This is a genomic window from Streptomyces lasalocidi (assembly GCF_005280215.1).
GTDB classification, from domain to species: Bacteria; Actinomycetota; Actinomycetes; order Streptomycetales; family Streptomycetaceae; genus Streptomyces; species Streptomyces longwoodensis.
On sequence record NZ_SZNQ01000001.1, the window covers coordinates 4,127,323 to 4,140,600 of the forward strand.

A 13,278-nucleotide genomic window follows, 5' to 3' on the forward strand; every position below is an offset into this window, starting at 1 on the left:
CTGCGGCGCGTCCCGCGGCACACCGCGTGATCAGTGCCCCCCCGCCGCGGTGCGCCGCGGAGTACCGTGGAAAGAGGAATCCACTCCGCGTTACCGCCGACGGACAGACAGGTGAGTGTGATGCCCGACTCCGATCCCCCGCGGATGACCAGCTTGCTGCCGGACACGCGCCACCAGGCGGCGAGGCCCGGGACGGCCGTCGTACGGCTGGAGACGACACATGAGCGGGACGGTGTTCTCGACGGGGCGTGGTGGCCGCGGTCCCGTGACATCGCAGCCGAGCTGCCGGCCCTGATCACCGCGCTGACCGAGCACCTCGGTCCGGTCACCCGCATCGGTCTCGACGCCACCGCCTGGGGGCAACTGCCGACGCGACTGATCATCGACGACCGCGTCGTCCACATCGACTCCTTCCCGATCGGCGACGACACCGCCCTCGTCACCAGGGGCGACCAGGACCACTTCTCCCTGCTCGTCGTCCCGCCGGACATGACGCCGGGGGCGGCTGGCGCGGCGATGGCCGAAGCGGTACGCGCGGACAACGTCACCCAGGCCGCACAGATCCTCATCGACACCGCCGGCCCCGGCCGGATGGCGCCGGAGACGTGACGACCGCCTGACACGGCCGCGCGGGCCACAGCGGCTCCACGACAAAGCAAACAAGCCCCGGGTCGCCGACCTGGAGCTTGGGAGAAGAGCGGGTGACGAGAATCGAACTCGCGCTCTCAGCTTGGGAAGCTGATGTTCTACCATTAAACTACACCCGCGTAAGACGCCGACGGAGTCGGTGCCGAACTGCGTGGTCACTGTACCAAACCCCGGGCCCCCAGCGCTGAAAGCCGTGGGGCCCGCGTGCGTTTGCGGGGCCGCAGCGGTGGTATCCGCCTGCGGTGGGCCCGAGTTGGGGCGTACCGTGGAGGCGTTGGGGAGGGTCTTCCCGGGGTCGGAGTGCCGCCTGGAGGGGCGTCCGGTCCGTCCCGTAATGTGGCTTTCGTCGTCACGGCATCCCAGCCGGACGTGACGCGGCTCTTGGGGAAGGGACTCTAGGACTTGATGGAAAGCACCGTCGTCCGCTGTGCCGATGGGCACGTGTTCAACACGGCTTCGTTCCCGATGCAGAAGGCCGAGCGACTCGGACCCGGACGCCTCGTCCGGTGCCCCCGCTGTGCCCGGCTCCGGAGCGTCGTACCCGTATCGGTGGCCCTGCAGAAGCAGTAAGGGGAGCAGTCGTACCGCCAGGCGGTACGCACGCACGGCGCGCGGACTCGTCCGGTGGGGGCGAGTCCGCGCGCCTTGCGTATCCTCGGGGCGTGCTTCTCTCAGACAAGGACATCCGGGCCGAGATCGACGCCGGGCGCGTGCGGATCGATCCTTACGACGAATCCATGGTGCAGCCGAGCAGCGTCGACGTGCGCCTCGACCGGTATTTCCGCGTGTTCGAGAACCACCGGTACCCGCACATCGACCCCTCGGTCGAGCAGGCGGACCTGACCCGGCTCGTCGAGCCGGAGGGCGACGAGCCGTTCATCCTCCACCCCGGCGAGTTCGTCCTGGCCTCCACCTACGAGGTCATCACCCTGCCCGACGACCTCGCCTCCCGCCTGGAGGGCAAGAGTTCACTCGGCCGGCTCGGGCTCGTGACCCACTCCACCGCCGGGTTCATCGACCCCGGCTTCAGCGGGCACGTGACCCTGGAGCTGTCCAACCTCGCCACGCTCCCCATCAAGCTGTGGCCCGGGATGAAGATCGGCCAGCTGTGCATGTTCCGGCTGAGCTCGCCGGCCGAGCACCCGTACGGCAGCGAGCGCTACGGCTCCCGGTACCAGGGGCAGCGCGGCCCCACCGCGTCCCGCTCCTTCCTCAACTTCCATCGGACGCAGGTGTGAGGGCCATATGAGCGACGTGCGGGAGAACCTGACCTACGAGCGCTTCGGCACCGCCGTCCGTGAGCTCGCCCAGACCATCGCCGACGACGGCTACGAGCCCGACATCGTGCTCAGCATCGCCCGCGGCGGCGTCTTCGTCGCCGGCGGCCTCGCCTACGCCCTCGACTGCAAGAACCTGCACCTGGTCAACGTCGAGTTCTACACCGGCGTCGGGACCACCCTCGAGATGCCCGTCATGCTCGCCCCGGTCCCCAAACTGATCGACTTCTCCGACAAGAAGGTCCTCATCACCGACGACGTCGCCGACACCGGCAAGACGCTCAAGCTGGTGCGCGACTTCTGCCTGGAGACGGTCGCCGAGGTGCGCAGCGCCGTCATCTACGAGAAGTCGCACTCCCTGGTGAAGTGCGAGTACGTCTGGAAGCGCACGGATAACTGGATCAACTTCCCGTGGAGTGTTTTGCCCGTAGTACGTAAGTCGGGGGAGCCGATCACCCCGTCCAAGGAAGCCCTCTGACTTGCAGTGTTAGGCCGCCCCTGTACTGGTGTGGATGAGGGCAAGCGATAGCCCGTCGGAGTAGCCGCGTTTCAGCTGTCCTCGGCCGGGGACGTCGGCTCCTCGTCGGCGCCATAGAGGTCGGTGTACAGGCGCTGCTTCGCTGCTTCGAGTCGTGGGCCGTAGTCGGGCATGAAGATCTCGCGCAGTGCTGTGTCCAGCGCTCCTGAGATCGAGTAGGTCGGAGATCAGACGGCCCGGTCGTGCACGATCCGCTCAAGATCGTCGGACCGGAACATCACCTGGTAAAGCCAGTCCGACAGCACGAATGCCTGATCGCGCGTGAGCTTTATGCTGATCACTTCATCGTCCACACCCTCAACGTAACTCCCTTGGCATGCGACGTTCCGGGCTCTGTCACAGGCAGCAGCACGCTTTCCAACTGTGGTGTGGTGGGGCGTTGGGCGTCGTTCGCGGGCCGTTCACCTGCATTTATGGGCCGCTGACAGCTGCGCCAGGCTTGGCCTTGAGTCCCCCCTGAACGGCCGTGAACGCAGATGAATGAGACGGAAACTGAGACGGCCCGCCTACGGCCGTTGTCAGTAGCAGTGCTTAAGACCACAACAACGCTCCGAAACCGAGGACGTAGGCTGAGCCGAAGATCAGCGGAACCCACATTTCGATCAGGCTCAGGGGCACATAAATCCGCCAGTCCGCGCCCTCGCCGAGCGACCGCCACTCCGCCCGGGAGAGGGCCATGGCCGGCAGCCGCTCCTCCAGCAATGCGATGACCCGGTACTTAGCGCTGTTCAACTGGCGGTACGACCGCACAGTGATCCACCAGGCGGCGCACTGGGCCAGCACCACGAGCAACCCCGCCGTCACGGCCCACTGGGGCGCTGCGGACAGGCCGCTACCTCCAGACACGGCGAACGCGGCGATCAGGCCGCTGTTCACCGTCAGGAAGAAGGTGTTCGCCGCGTTACGCCGGGCACTGATCCGGTCCGACATTTCGACACACAGCTTGTACTGCTCCAACACGGCAGCGCGGTAGTGCTGGCCCTCGGCGTCATACGAGGAGGGGGTGATGGCGGCGTTCCACAGGTTGTCTCCGGTACCCGTCACCGGTCCATTGTGGTCCCGCGGGCGCATTTGGCGAGGCGGAGGAGAAGGAATACGCCAAGCTACGGATCACATGTGGACGGCTGTGCACGGGTATGGACCATTGCCCCTTCCAGCGCTTCACCCCGCAAGCCGGTGCATGTCAGGATGCGCCATGATCCGAGTCATGTTGTGTGGCGCTGCGGACACACGTCGAGTGCAGGACGAGTTCGTCCGGACCGTCACAGCTTTCGGCGGCGTGCCCTGGCACTTCCTCGACGGAACCGTGAATTACATCAACTCCGCCTCGTCCGATTGGGAGGACAACTCTCGAGCCACGGTTCAAGAGGCGGACGTCTGTGTGTTCGTCATCGTCGAGAAGATCGGACGCATCACCTGGGAGACCGAGGTGACCGCGGCGCTGCTGGGCGGAAAGCCGTTCCTGGTGCTCTGTCTGAACTCGACCTACCAGCAGTACCTTGTCCTGGACGCCGAGTTCCGCCCTCCCGCCGATCTCAATTCTCTCTCGGAGGAAAACAGACAACTGGTCAGGACCCTGCGTGAGATCGAGCAGGAGAGGCGACTGACAGCCGTCCCCTTCGATTACGGGAGGTTCGGAGAGGTCCTGCGGCGAGAACTGTCCAAACTCTTCGACATCGCTTTGGGACAGATGGAAGAACGCAATCGGAGGAAATCGATCCGCCCCTTGCTGACCGATCCCGCGCGACTCACCACGGCCGATCTGAGGGCGGCCCAGACCATCGCCGTCGACGAGTGGGAGGACAAGCAGGTTAGGAAGGAAGCACTGCGTGCCCTGGCCGCCCGTCGGGCGCTGGACGAGGAGGCATTGCACTCCCTTCTGAGTAGCGCCGAGCAGGGCGTGCAGCGGATGACGGTGGAGTTGCTGGCCGACCTGTACCCCGTTCGGCCACCCAGCCAGGAGTTTTTGGAGCATGTCGTGGCCGTGGCCAATGCCTCTGACGACGTGGGCATCGCCCGACGCCTCATTCCCGTTCTGCCGGCCATGGATTTGCCGAGAGGGATCGAAGCCCTGGCCCTGCTTGACATGGATGACACGGGCACCAAGCGCAGGCTGGCCACGACTCTGGAGACGTACGAAGACGCCATTGCCCGCGAGAGACTCCAGAGTGCGGTCGCGGCACTGCTGGAGCGGTGTCTGTCGCAGGTGTCCGAGTCGGACTGGAAGACCCGCTGCCGCGCATACCTCGCCCGCTTGGGCTTCGAGCCCGCACCCGTCGATCAGGACGAGCGAGCACCAAGGCGTTGACACCGCTTATAGCCGCCTAAGGCTTGTCCCGTAAATGATCTCTGGACGTGCCGGATGGCCTGGCCGTTTGCCCGTTATCCCGCGAGGGCGAGGTTGTGCAGGCGGGCGATGCCGAGCATGGCATGGTGGACGCCATCGCCCTTGCGACGGCAGTCTCGGAGGATCTTCCAGGTCTTCATGCGGGCGAAGGCGTGCGTCAAGGGTGGCTGTACCGCATCCGCCCTGCATGCGAGCGGAGTTCGTGGTCGTTGCGTGTCGTTGTTTGTTGACCTCGGAGGGCCCAGACAGGTTCCACCCCCTGACTGCTCAGGTATCTGTCCGAGCGGCCAGGTACGCCTCGTATTGGGACCAGGCCCGTTCGAGCGTCTCGACAGCCGCGTCGATGGCGCCGTGTTCTTCGAGGTACTCAAGCTGGCCCTGTTTTCCCTTGTCCGAGGGCCAGTCGGGGTCATGGGAGACGTCCCGCGCGAGATCCCCGACGGCAGTGCGGTGATCGGCGTGGGTGTTCAACCATGCCGTGAAGCTCTTTGGTTTGGGCATATCGGGATCCTTCCGCCGACGTGTCCGGGCTAACCCACGGGGTCTGTTCCGCGTGTCGCTCGTCGGCCCGCAGGGCGGAGCCTGCTCAGGGTTTCCCGAAGTCGGCCCTGTCCCGTCACGACAAGCGACAGGGGCGTCAGCAGTGCCGGCGAGGCGCCCAAGGAGAACAAGGAAGCGCTCTGAGCCGGGTGCGGTGTCCGGGCGACTGGGGCCGACGTCACTGGCCGCAGGCGCATCCCGCTGCTGCTGCCGGGGCTTCCTCCGTGGCCTGGCCGGTGCAGCATCCGTCGCCGGTCGCGGTGTTGGGATCGGCGCTCCTGCCGAGGGTGTCCGCGTCGGCCTTCACGACGTAGACCTCCCAGGGCTCCTTTCCGGGGCCGTGGACCCACACCTTGTCCTGGAGCGCGTAGCAGCAGGACGTGTCGTTCTCCTCAAAGGTGGCCAGGCCGGCGTCCTTGAGCCGGGCGGTGGCGGCGCTGACCTGGTCGGTGGACTCGACCTCGACGCCGAGGTGGTCCAAGCGGGTCTCCTCGCCGGGGTCGCCCTCGATGAGCACGAGCTTGAGCGGCGGCTCGGTGAGGGCGAAGTTGGCGTAGCCCGGGCGGCGCTTGGCCGGTTCGGCGCCGAACAGCTTCGCGTAGAAGGTGATCGACGCTTCCAGGTCGCTGACACGCAGGGCGAGCTGAGCGCGAGACATGGCGGGCTCCCATCCGGTTGTATTGACGTCTGTCGATGCAAGATTGCGCGCTGAATCGAAGCCTGTCAACATAGAGGCATGTCGAATCAAGAGCTGGTGGTGCTCGGGCAGGGCGACGACGACGCCGGAGGGTGCTGCCCGGGGTTGCTGACCGCCCCCCTGGAGGAGGACCAAGCCGTGGATCTGGCCAGGGTGTTCAAGGCCCTGGGTGATCCCGTGCGGCTGCGCCTGTTGTCGATGATCGCCTCGCGGTCGGGCGGCGAGGTGTGCGTCTGTGACCTGACCCCGGCCTTCGAGCTGTCTCAGCCGACGATCTCGCACCACCTGAAGCTGCTGCGGCAGGCGGGCCTGATCGACTGCGAGCGGCGGGGTACTTGGGTCTACTACTGGCTCGTCCCGGAGACGACCGACCGTCTCGCCGGGATTCTGACCCGTCCGGCTGGTGAGCCGCTGCCCGAGCGCACCGCGTCGGCCGGGGCCGCTTCATGAGCTCTGCCGTACCCGAAGGGAACGTGGCCTCACGCCTGTCCTTCGTCGACCGCTACCTGGCCGTGTGGATCCTCGCGGCCATGGCGTTGGGCCTCGGACTGGGCCGCCTGGTCCCCGGCTTGGGTGACGCGCTGGCCGAGGTGACCGTGACGGGGGTGTCCCTGCCGATCGCCCTGGGCCTGCTGGTGATGATGTACCCGGTGCTGGCCAAGGTGCGGTACGACCGCCTCGACACCGTCACCCGCGACCGCCGCCTGCTGGTGCCGTCGCTGCTGCTGAACTGGATCGTCGGACCGGCGCTCATGTTCGCCCTGGCCTGGCTGTTCCTGCCGGACCTGCCCGCCTACCGCACCGGCCTGATCATCGTCGGCCTGGCCCGCTGCATCGCCATGGTCATCATCTGGAACGACCTCGCCTGTGGCCACAGGGAAGCCGCCGCCGTCCTGGTCGCCCTGAACTCCGTCTTCCAGGTCATCGCCTTCTCGGCACTGGGCTGGTTCTACCTCTCCGCCCTGCCCGGCTGGCTCGGCCTGCAACAGACCGGACTCGACGTGTCCGTGTGGGAGATCGCCCGCAGCGTGCTCATCTTCCTCGGCGTCCCCCTCGCGGCCGGCTACCTCACCCGTCGCATCGGCGAGAAGACCAAGGGCCGCGCCTGGTACGAGGCCGAGCTCATCCCGCGCATCGGCCCCTTCGCCCTGTACGGGCTGCTCTTCACGATCGTCGTCCTGTTCGCCCTGCAAGGCGACGCCATCACCTCACAGCCCCTCGACGTCGCCCGGATCGCCCTGCCGCTGCTGGTCTACTTCGCCGTCATGTGGGCCGGGTCCATGGCTCTGGGCCGCGCGGTCGGTCTCGACCACTCGCGGGCCACGACGCTGGCGTTCACCGCCGCGGGCAACAACTTCGAGCTGGCCATCGCCGTCGCCATCGCCACCTTCGGCGCCACCTCCGGCCAGGCCCTCGCTGGCGTCGTCGGCCCCCTCATCGAAGTCCCCGTCCTGATCGGTCTGGTGTACGTCGCCCTGTACGCCCGCCGCTACTTCACCGCCCCCGCCGTCCCCGCGCCCCAAGAGGACCCCGCCCATGTCTGACACCACCACGCCGGCCGTGCTCTTCGTCTGCGTCCACAACGCCGGACGTTCGCAGATGGCGGCCGCCTTCCTCACCCACCTCGCGGGCGACCGCGTCCAGGTCCGCTCGGCCGGCTCCGCCCCCGCCGACACCGTCAACCCGGCCGTCGTCGAAGCCATGGCCGAGGTGGGCGTCGACATCGCCGCCGAGGTTCCCAAGGTGCTCACGGTGGAGGCGGTCCAGGCGTCCGACGTCGTCATCACGATGGGCTGCGGCGACACCTGCCCCGTGTTCCCCGGGAAGCGCTACCTCGACTGGGAGCTGCCCGACCCGGCCGGGCGGGGCGTGGAAGCGGTACGTCCGATCCGCGACGAGATCGAGAAGCGCGTCCGCGGTCTGGTCGACGACATCGCCCCGGTGGGCTGACCATGAGCACGGCCGGTGACTACCGCATCGCCCCGCTGAGCGCAGAGCACGCCCAGCAGGTCCTGGCGATCTACCGACTCGGCATCGACGAGGGCAACGCCACCTTCGAGACCGCCGCTCCGACTTGGGCGGAGTTCGACGCCGCCAAGCTCCCGCACCACCGGCACGTCGCCTTGGAGGGCACGGGCCGGGTGCTCGGCTGGGTCGCTGCCGTGCCGGTCTCCGACCGGTGCGCGTACGCCGGCGTCGTCGAGCACTCGGTGTACGTCCACCCCGAGGCGCGCGGCCGGAGGGTCGGCTCAGCGCTCCTGCGGGCCTTGATCGCATCGACCGAGGCGGCGGGCATCTGGACGATCCAGTCCGGCATCTTCCCCGAGAACACCAGCAGCCTCGCGCTGCACGAGCGGGCCGGGTTCCGCGTCATCGGCATCCGCGAACGCATCGGCCGCCACCACGGCGTCTGGCGCGACGTCACCCTGGTCGAACGGCGCAGCCCCGTCGTCGTGTAGACCGACGCCCGCGCCAAGGGGCGGGGAGGGCCCGGCAGAGGGCCCCGCCCGCTCGAGGCGGCCCGACCCACCGTCAGAACGTCCCCAGCTTCACGATCGACAGCAGGGCGATCAGTTGGATCGACGCTGCTCCGAGAGCCTTCGGCCACGGCAGGTCGTGGGAGCGGCTCACCATCATCGTCAGGAGGGCGCCCGCCGCGACCCACGTCGCCCAGCCCAGCAGCTGCACGAACGTCGCGTCGCCGCCGAGGAACATCGCCACTACCAGGCGGGGCGCGTCCGTGAGGGACATGATCAGCATGGACAGGCCGACCGTGGGCTGCCACGCCCCGTCGCCGCCCAGCTGGCGGGCCAGAGTGTGGGTGACGACGCCGAGCACGAAGGCGCTGAGCACCATCGCCACGGCCGTGGTCAGCACGATCGGGACGGCGTTGGACAGCGTCGCGTTGATCGCGTCCTCACGGGCCCCGTCGAAGCCGAACACCGCCAGCAGGCCGTACAGGAACGTCACGATCAGGGCCGGGCCCCACATCGCGTAGTCCCGCATCCGCAGGAAGGTCTGCGCGGGCGACAGCACGATGCCCCGCAGCAGGTCCTTCCAGTGCAGCCGCGGCCCGATCGGGCCCGAGGGGGCCGCCGAGCCCGCGTAGTACGTCTCGCCGCGCGTGTAGTCCTGCCCGCCCGGCCCGTACGGCGCCGCCTGCTCGTCGATCGAGAACGCCTGGGTGTGGCCCGGGTTGTTCGCCGCGTACGGGTCCTGCGGGGCGTGCGGCGGGTACGCGTCGCCGCCGAAGTACTCCGGCTCCTCGCCGCCCCGGCCGCCGTAGCCGCCGCCGTGACCACCGCCGTGGTACGGCGGTTGCCCGTCGCCCCCGCGGTACTGCGGTGGCGCGGGCGGGTAGCCGTACGACGGTCCCTGGGGCGCCTGCTGCCCGTACGGAGGGTGTTGCGGTCGCGTTTGCGGGGTCCGGCCGTTCCGGCCGCCGCGTCCGATCCTGAATCCAGCCACGTCATCGAACGTACCCGTTCCCGGCGACGGACGGGTCCGGCCCCCGGCCGCCCGGGGGCCTTTGCGGCTGACCTGTGACATCCCCTAAGGGAATTCCCGGAAGGCCCTCGCCCCTCACGACACGACCGCCCCCGCACCCTTCAGCAGGGCGCGGGGGCGGTCGGCGGGCGGTCGGCCGGTGCCGTGGGCTACTTCACCGGCTCCGGTTCCGGCGTCGTCTCCGGCTCCGGGGCGTCTTCCGGGTCGGCCGGGGTCTTGACGGAGTCCAGCAGGAGCTGGGCGACGTCGACGACCTGGACGGTTTCCTTGGCCTTGCCCTCGTTCTTCTTGCCGTTGACGGAGTCGGTGAGCATGACCAGGCAGAAGGGGCAGGCGGTGGAGACGATGTCCGGGTTCAGCGACAGTGCCTCGTCGACGCGTTCGTTGTTGATGCGCTTGCCGATGCGCTCTTCCATCCACATGCGGGCGCCGCCGGCGCCGCAGCAGAAGCCGCGTTCCTTGTGGCGGTGCATCTCCTCGTTGCGCACGCCGGGGACGGCGGCGATGATCTCGCGCGGCGGGGTGTAGATCTTGTTGTGGCGGCCCAGGTAGCAGGGGTCGTGGTAGGTGATGATGCCCTCGACCGGGGTGACGGGGATCAGCCGGCCCTCATCGACCAGGTGCTGCAGCAGCTGGGTGTGGTGGATGACCTCGTAGTCGCCGCCGAGCTGGGGGTATTCGTTGCCGATGGTGTTCAGGCAGTGCGGGCAGGTCGCGACGATCTTCTTCGCCGAGCGCGGCTTCCTCGACTCCGGCGTGACGTTGCCCTCGTCGTCCGTCTCCTCGCCGAACGCCATGTTCAGCGCCATGACGTTCTCCATGCCGAGTTCCTGGAAGAGGGGCTCGTTGCCCAGGCGGCGGGCGGAGTCGCCGGTGCACTTCTCGTCGCCGCCCATGATGGCGAACTTCACGCCCGCGATGTGCAGGAGTTCGGCGAAGGCCTTGGTGGTCTTCTTGGCGCGGTCCTCCAGGGCGCCGGCGCAGCCGACCCAGTACAGGTACTCGACGTCGGTGAGGTCTTCGATGTCGCGTCCGACGACGGGGATGTCGAAGTCGACTTCCTTGAGCCATTCCAGGCGCTGCTTCTTCGCCAGGCCCCAGGGGTTGCCCTTCTTCTCGAGGTTCTTCAGCATCGTGCCGGCCTCGGAGGGGAACGCGGACTCGATCATGACCTGGTAGCGGCGCATGTCCAGGATGTGGTCGACGTGTTCGATGTCGACGGGGCACTGCTCGACGCAGGCGCCGCAGGTGGTGCAGGACCACAGCACGTCCGGGTCGATGACGCCGCCCTCTTCGGCGGTGCCGATCAGGGGGCGTTCGGCCTCGGCCAGCGCCGCCGCCGGCACGTTTGCCAGCTGCTCGGCGGAGGCCTTCTCCTCGCCTTCCATGCTCTTGCCGCCGCCGGCGAGCAGGTAGGGGGCCTTGGCGTGGGCGTGGTCGCGCAGCGCCATGATCAGCAGCTTGGGGGAGAGCGGCTTGCCGGTGTTCCAGGCAGGGCACTGCGACTGGCAGCGGCCGCACTCGGTGCAGGTGGAGAAGTCCAGCAGGCCCTTCCAGGAGAACTGCTCGACCTGCGAGACACCGAAGACGTCGTCGTCACCGGGGTCGGTGAAGTCGATCGGCCTGCCGCCCGACGTCATCGGCAGCAGCGCGCCCAGGGAAGTGGCGCCGTTGGCGTTGCGCTTGAAGTAGATGTTCGGGAACGCCAGGAACCGGTGCCAGGCGATGCCCATGTCCGTCCGGAGCGAGACGACGATCATCCAGATGAAGGACGTCGCGATCTTGATCATCGCGGTGAGGTAGACCAGGTTCTGCAGCGTGCCGGTGGTCAGGCCCTTGAAGGCGAGGACCAGCGGGTACGACGCGAAGTAGGCGGCCTCGTAGTGGTGCACGCCGGCGAGCGCGCCCTCCAGGCCCCGCAGGGTCATGATCGCCAGGCCGATGATCAGGATCACGGACTCGACGAAGTACGCCTGGCCGAAGTTGGAGCCGGCGAAGCGGGACTTGCGCCCGGGCCGGCGCGGGTGGCTCAGCTGGCGGATGACGATCAGGGTCAGGATGCCCAGCGACGTCATGGTGCCGATGAACTCGACGAAGAGCTCGTAGGGCAGCCAGTGCCCGATGACGGGCAGCATCCAGTCGGCCTGGAAGAGCTGGCCGAAGGCGTTGACCAGGGTCAGGACCAGGGAGAAGAAGCCGATCGCGACGAACCAGTGGGCGAACCCGATCACGCCCCACCGGTTCATCCGGGTGTGACCGAGGAACTCCCTGATCACCGTGGCGGTGCGGGCGGTCCAGTCGTTGGTCCGGGTGCCCGCGGGCACGTCCTGGCCGAGCCGGACGAACCGATAGATCTGGGCGATGGCGCGGCCGAACAGCGCCACGCCGACCACGGCGAGCACCAGCGACACGATGATCGCGGCGAGTTGCATGGGGGCTCCTGGAGGGCGGCCTCGTCATTACTAAGCGGTAACTTATGCAGTCCGTCTGAGACTACCCCCATCCTGAGCCGCACTGTAGCCGGGAGTGCGGTGATCTGCGTCGCTGAGGGTCTCCTCAGGTGCGCGGGGCCGATGCGGGGGGCAATCCGATCGTGTTATTCGTACCAAATTGGTATATACGGTACTAACTTAAGCCTGTGCTCTACGGAATCGCCGCCGCCACCACCGCCCTGCTCCTCACGGCCGTGCTGGCCGCCCTGCTGCGGGTGCCGGCCCGCCGCCTCGGGCTGGTCGAGCGCCGGCAGCGGCAGCGGCGGGTACCGGTGTCCGGCGGCCTGGCCGTCGTGCTCGTCACCAGCCTGGTCGCCGTCACGGGCGACCGCACCGGCTGGGCCCCGCTGGGCGACGGCGTGGGGCGCCTGCTGGTGGCGGCCGCCGCCGTCGCGGGCCTCGGTCTGGTCGCCGACGTCTCGCGCCTGAAGACGGGCATCCTCGTGGTCGGTACGGCGGTGGCGGCCGCCTGCGTCATGCCCTACGGCGACCTGGGCGTGCTCGGCGGCCTGCTCGGGGCCGGATGGGTGACGTTCGCCGCGCTGGCCCTGCGGTCGCTCGACCACGCCGACGGGCTGGCCGGGACCGTCGGGGTGGTCACCGCGTTCGGCGTCGGCGCCTGTGTGGCGGCCGAACTGCTGGACGGGCTCGCGGTGCTGCTGAGCGTGCTGGCGGCCGCGCTGACCGGGTTCCTGCTGCACAACTGGCCGCCGGCCCGGGCCGCCCTCGGCGCCTGCGGGTCGCTGTTCGCCGGGTTCCTGCTGGGCGCGGGCGGTGTGTACGCGCGCGTGGGGCACGATCCGCTGGAGAGCGCGGGCGTGCTGTTCGCGCTCGTCGCCCTGGGCGCCGCCGACGCCCTGCTCGTGGTCCTCTCGCGGCGGCTCGCCGGGCGGCCGCTGCTGCGGGGCGCCCCCGACCACCTCGCGCACCGGCTGCGGCGCCTCGGGATCACCGCCCAGGGCGCGGTGGTGCTGCTGGGACTGCTCGCCTCGTGCGGGGTACTCGCGGGCGTGCTGGTGCACATGGGCCGGCTGAGCGCGCAGGCGCCGCTGTGGGCGGCGGGGGCGGCGATCGTGATCGTGCTGGGGCTGCTCCGGGTGCCCGTGCACGTCCCCCGGCGCCCCTCCCATACCGTGGTCCGCCAGCCCGGGAGTCCGACATCCACGCAGGTCGGGACGCCCTTGCGTGTAAGGAACGGATAAGAGTTGAGCCCGTCTGACTCAGGTCTGTTG

15 protein-coding genes, 1 tRNA gene and 1 pseudogene are annotated in these 13,278 nt (G+C 68.6%); 9 read left to right on the forward strand and 8 right to left on the reverse strand.

Annotation, left to right across the window (positions count from 1 at the left end):
- The first annotated feature begins 120 nt into the window (after positions 1-120).
- Entirely contained in the window at positions 121-609 is a 489-nt protein-coding gene (locus E4U91_RS18525) for a DUF5994 family protein (protein ID WP_137307895.1), read from the forward strand.
- Between the two features lie 87 nt (positions 610-696).
- Here the strand turns inward: E4U91_RS18525 and E4U91_RS18530 are convergent.
- Positions 697-767 (reverse strand) — tRNA-Gly (locus E4U91_RS18530).
- Between the two features lie 543 nt (positions 768-1,310).
- Between E4U91_RS18530 and dcd the strand changes: the two genes are divergently transcribed.
- Complete coding sequence (gene dcd / locus E4U91_RS18535; protein ID WP_137307896.1) at positions 1,311-1,886, forward strand: dCTP deaminase; 576 nt, start codon at positions 1,311-1,313, stop codon at positions 1,884-1,886.
- Between the two features lie 7 nt (positions 1,887-1,893).
- On the forward strand, positions 1,894-2,403 hold the full coding sequence (locus E4U91_RS18540; RefSeq protein WP_137307897.1) for a phosphoribosyltransferase: 510 nt from the start codon (positions 1,894-1,896) through the stop codon (positions 2,401-2,403).
- Between the two features lie 227 nt (positions 2,404-2,630).
- On the opposite strand, the gene E4U91_RS39605 is transcribed toward E4U91_RS18540, so the two are convergent.
- Both E4U91_RS39605 and E4U91_RS18550 read right to left on the reverse strand, forming a co-directional pair.
- The gene (locus E4U91_RS39605; protein WP_277755320.1) at positions 2,631-2,756 is read right to left on the reverse strand and encodes a hypothetical protein; all 126 of its coding nucleotides are present in this window, start codon (positions 2,754-2,756) and stop codon (positions 2,631-2,633) included.
- 238 nt (positions 2,757-2,994) lie between these two features.
- Positions 2,995-3,507 (reverse strand): RipA family octameric membrane protein, encoded by a 513-nt coding sequence (locus E4U91_RS18550; RefSeq protein ID WP_174867821.1) that lies wholly within the window; start codon positions 3,505-3,507, stop codon positions 2,995-2,997.
- Between the two features lie 193 nt (positions 3,508-3,700).
- On the opposite strand from E4U91_RS18550, the gene E4U91_RS18555 reads away from it, so the two are divergent.
- Entirely contained in the window at positions 3,701-4,771 is a 1,071-nt protein-coding gene (locus E4U91_RS18555; RefSeq protein WP_241678624.1) for a hypothetical protein, read from the forward strand.
- Between the two features lie 74 nt (positions 4,772-4,845).
- On the opposite strand, the pseudogene E4U91_RS18560 reads toward E4U91_RS18555, so the two are convergent.
- The 3 genes and pseudogenes from E4U91_RS18560 to E4U91_RS18570 all read right to left on the reverse strand — a co-directional run.
- Positions 4,846-4,965, reverse strand: a pseudogene (locus E4U91_RS18560) (IS5/IS1182 family transposase); the annotation flags it as partial.
- A 112-nt stretch (positions 4,966-5,077) separates the two neighbouring features.
- Positions 5,078-5,311, reverse strand: a complete 234-nt coding sequence (locus tag E4U91_RS18565) for a YozE family protein (protein ID WP_137307900.1) — start codon at positions 5,309-5,311, stop codon at positions 5,078-5,080.
- Positions 5,312-5,528: 217 nt separating this feature from the next.
- Positions 5,529-6,008 (reverse strand): ArsI/CadI family heavy metal resistance metalloenzyme, encoded by a 480-nt coding sequence (locus tag E4U91_RS18570; protein WP_137307901.1) that lies wholly within the window; start codon positions 6,006-6,008, stop codon positions 5,529-5,531.
- Between the two features lie 78 nt (positions 6,009-6,086).
- On the opposite strand from E4U91_RS18570, the gene E4U91_RS18575 reads away from it, so the two are divergent.
- From E4U91_RS18575 to E4U91_RS18590, 4 genes are read left to right on the forward strand one after another with little or no spacing between them, the layout of a single operon-like run.
- Positions 6,087-6,497, forward strand: coding sequence for an ArsR/SmtB family transcription factor (locus E4U91_RS18575; protein WP_137307902.1), 411 nt, complete (start codon positions 6,087-6,089; stop codon positions 6,495-6,497).
- Positions 6,494-7,591, forward strand: coding sequence for an ACR3 family arsenite efflux transporter (arsB, locus tag E4U91_RS18580; RefSeq protein ID WP_137307903.1), 1,098 nt, complete (start codon positions 6,494-6,496; stop codon positions 7,589-7,591). The genes E4U91_RS18575 and arsB overlap by 4 nt, the downstream gene beginning before the upstream one ends.
- On the forward strand, positions 7,584-7,997 hold the full coding sequence (locus E4U91_RS18585; protein WP_137307904.1) for an arsenate reductase ArsC: 414 nt from the start codon (positions 7,584-7,586) through the stop codon (positions 7,995-7,997). The genes arsB and E4U91_RS18585 overlap by 8 nt, the downstream gene beginning before the upstream one ends.
- A gap of 2 nt (positions 7,998-7,999) precedes the next feature.
- Complete coding sequence (locus E4U91_RS18590; protein WP_137307905.1) at positions 8,000-8,506, forward strand: GNAT family N-acetyltransferase; 507 nt, start codon at positions 8,000-8,002, stop codon at positions 8,504-8,506.
- Positions 8,507-8,579: 73 nt separating this feature from the next.
- Here E4U91_RS18590 and E4U91_RS18595 read toward each other — a convergent pair whose 3' ends face one another.
- A complete protein-coding gene (locus E4U91_RS18595; protein ID WP_137307906.1) occupies positions 8,580-9,596 on the reverse strand; it encodes a Yip1 family protein in 1,017 nt (338 codons plus the stop codon).
- A 107-nt stretch (positions 9,597-9,703) separates the two neighbouring features.
- The gene (locus E4U91_RS18600; RefSeq protein ID WP_137307907.1) at positions 9,704-11,986 is read right to left on the reverse strand and encodes a (Fe-S)-binding protein; all 2,283 of its coding nucleotides are present in this window, start codon (positions 11,984-11,986) and stop codon (positions 9,704-9,706) included.
- Positions 11,987-12,192: 206 nt separating this feature from the next.
- On the opposite strand from E4U91_RS18600, the gene E4U91_RS18605 reads away from it, so the two are divergent.
- Positions 12,193-13,248, forward strand: a complete 1,056-nt coding sequence (locus tag E4U91_RS18605; RefSeq protein WP_137307908.1) for an MraY family glycosyltransferase — start codon at positions 12,193-12,195, stop codon at positions 13,246-13,248.
- Positions 13,249-13,278 lie beyond the last annotated feature (30 nt).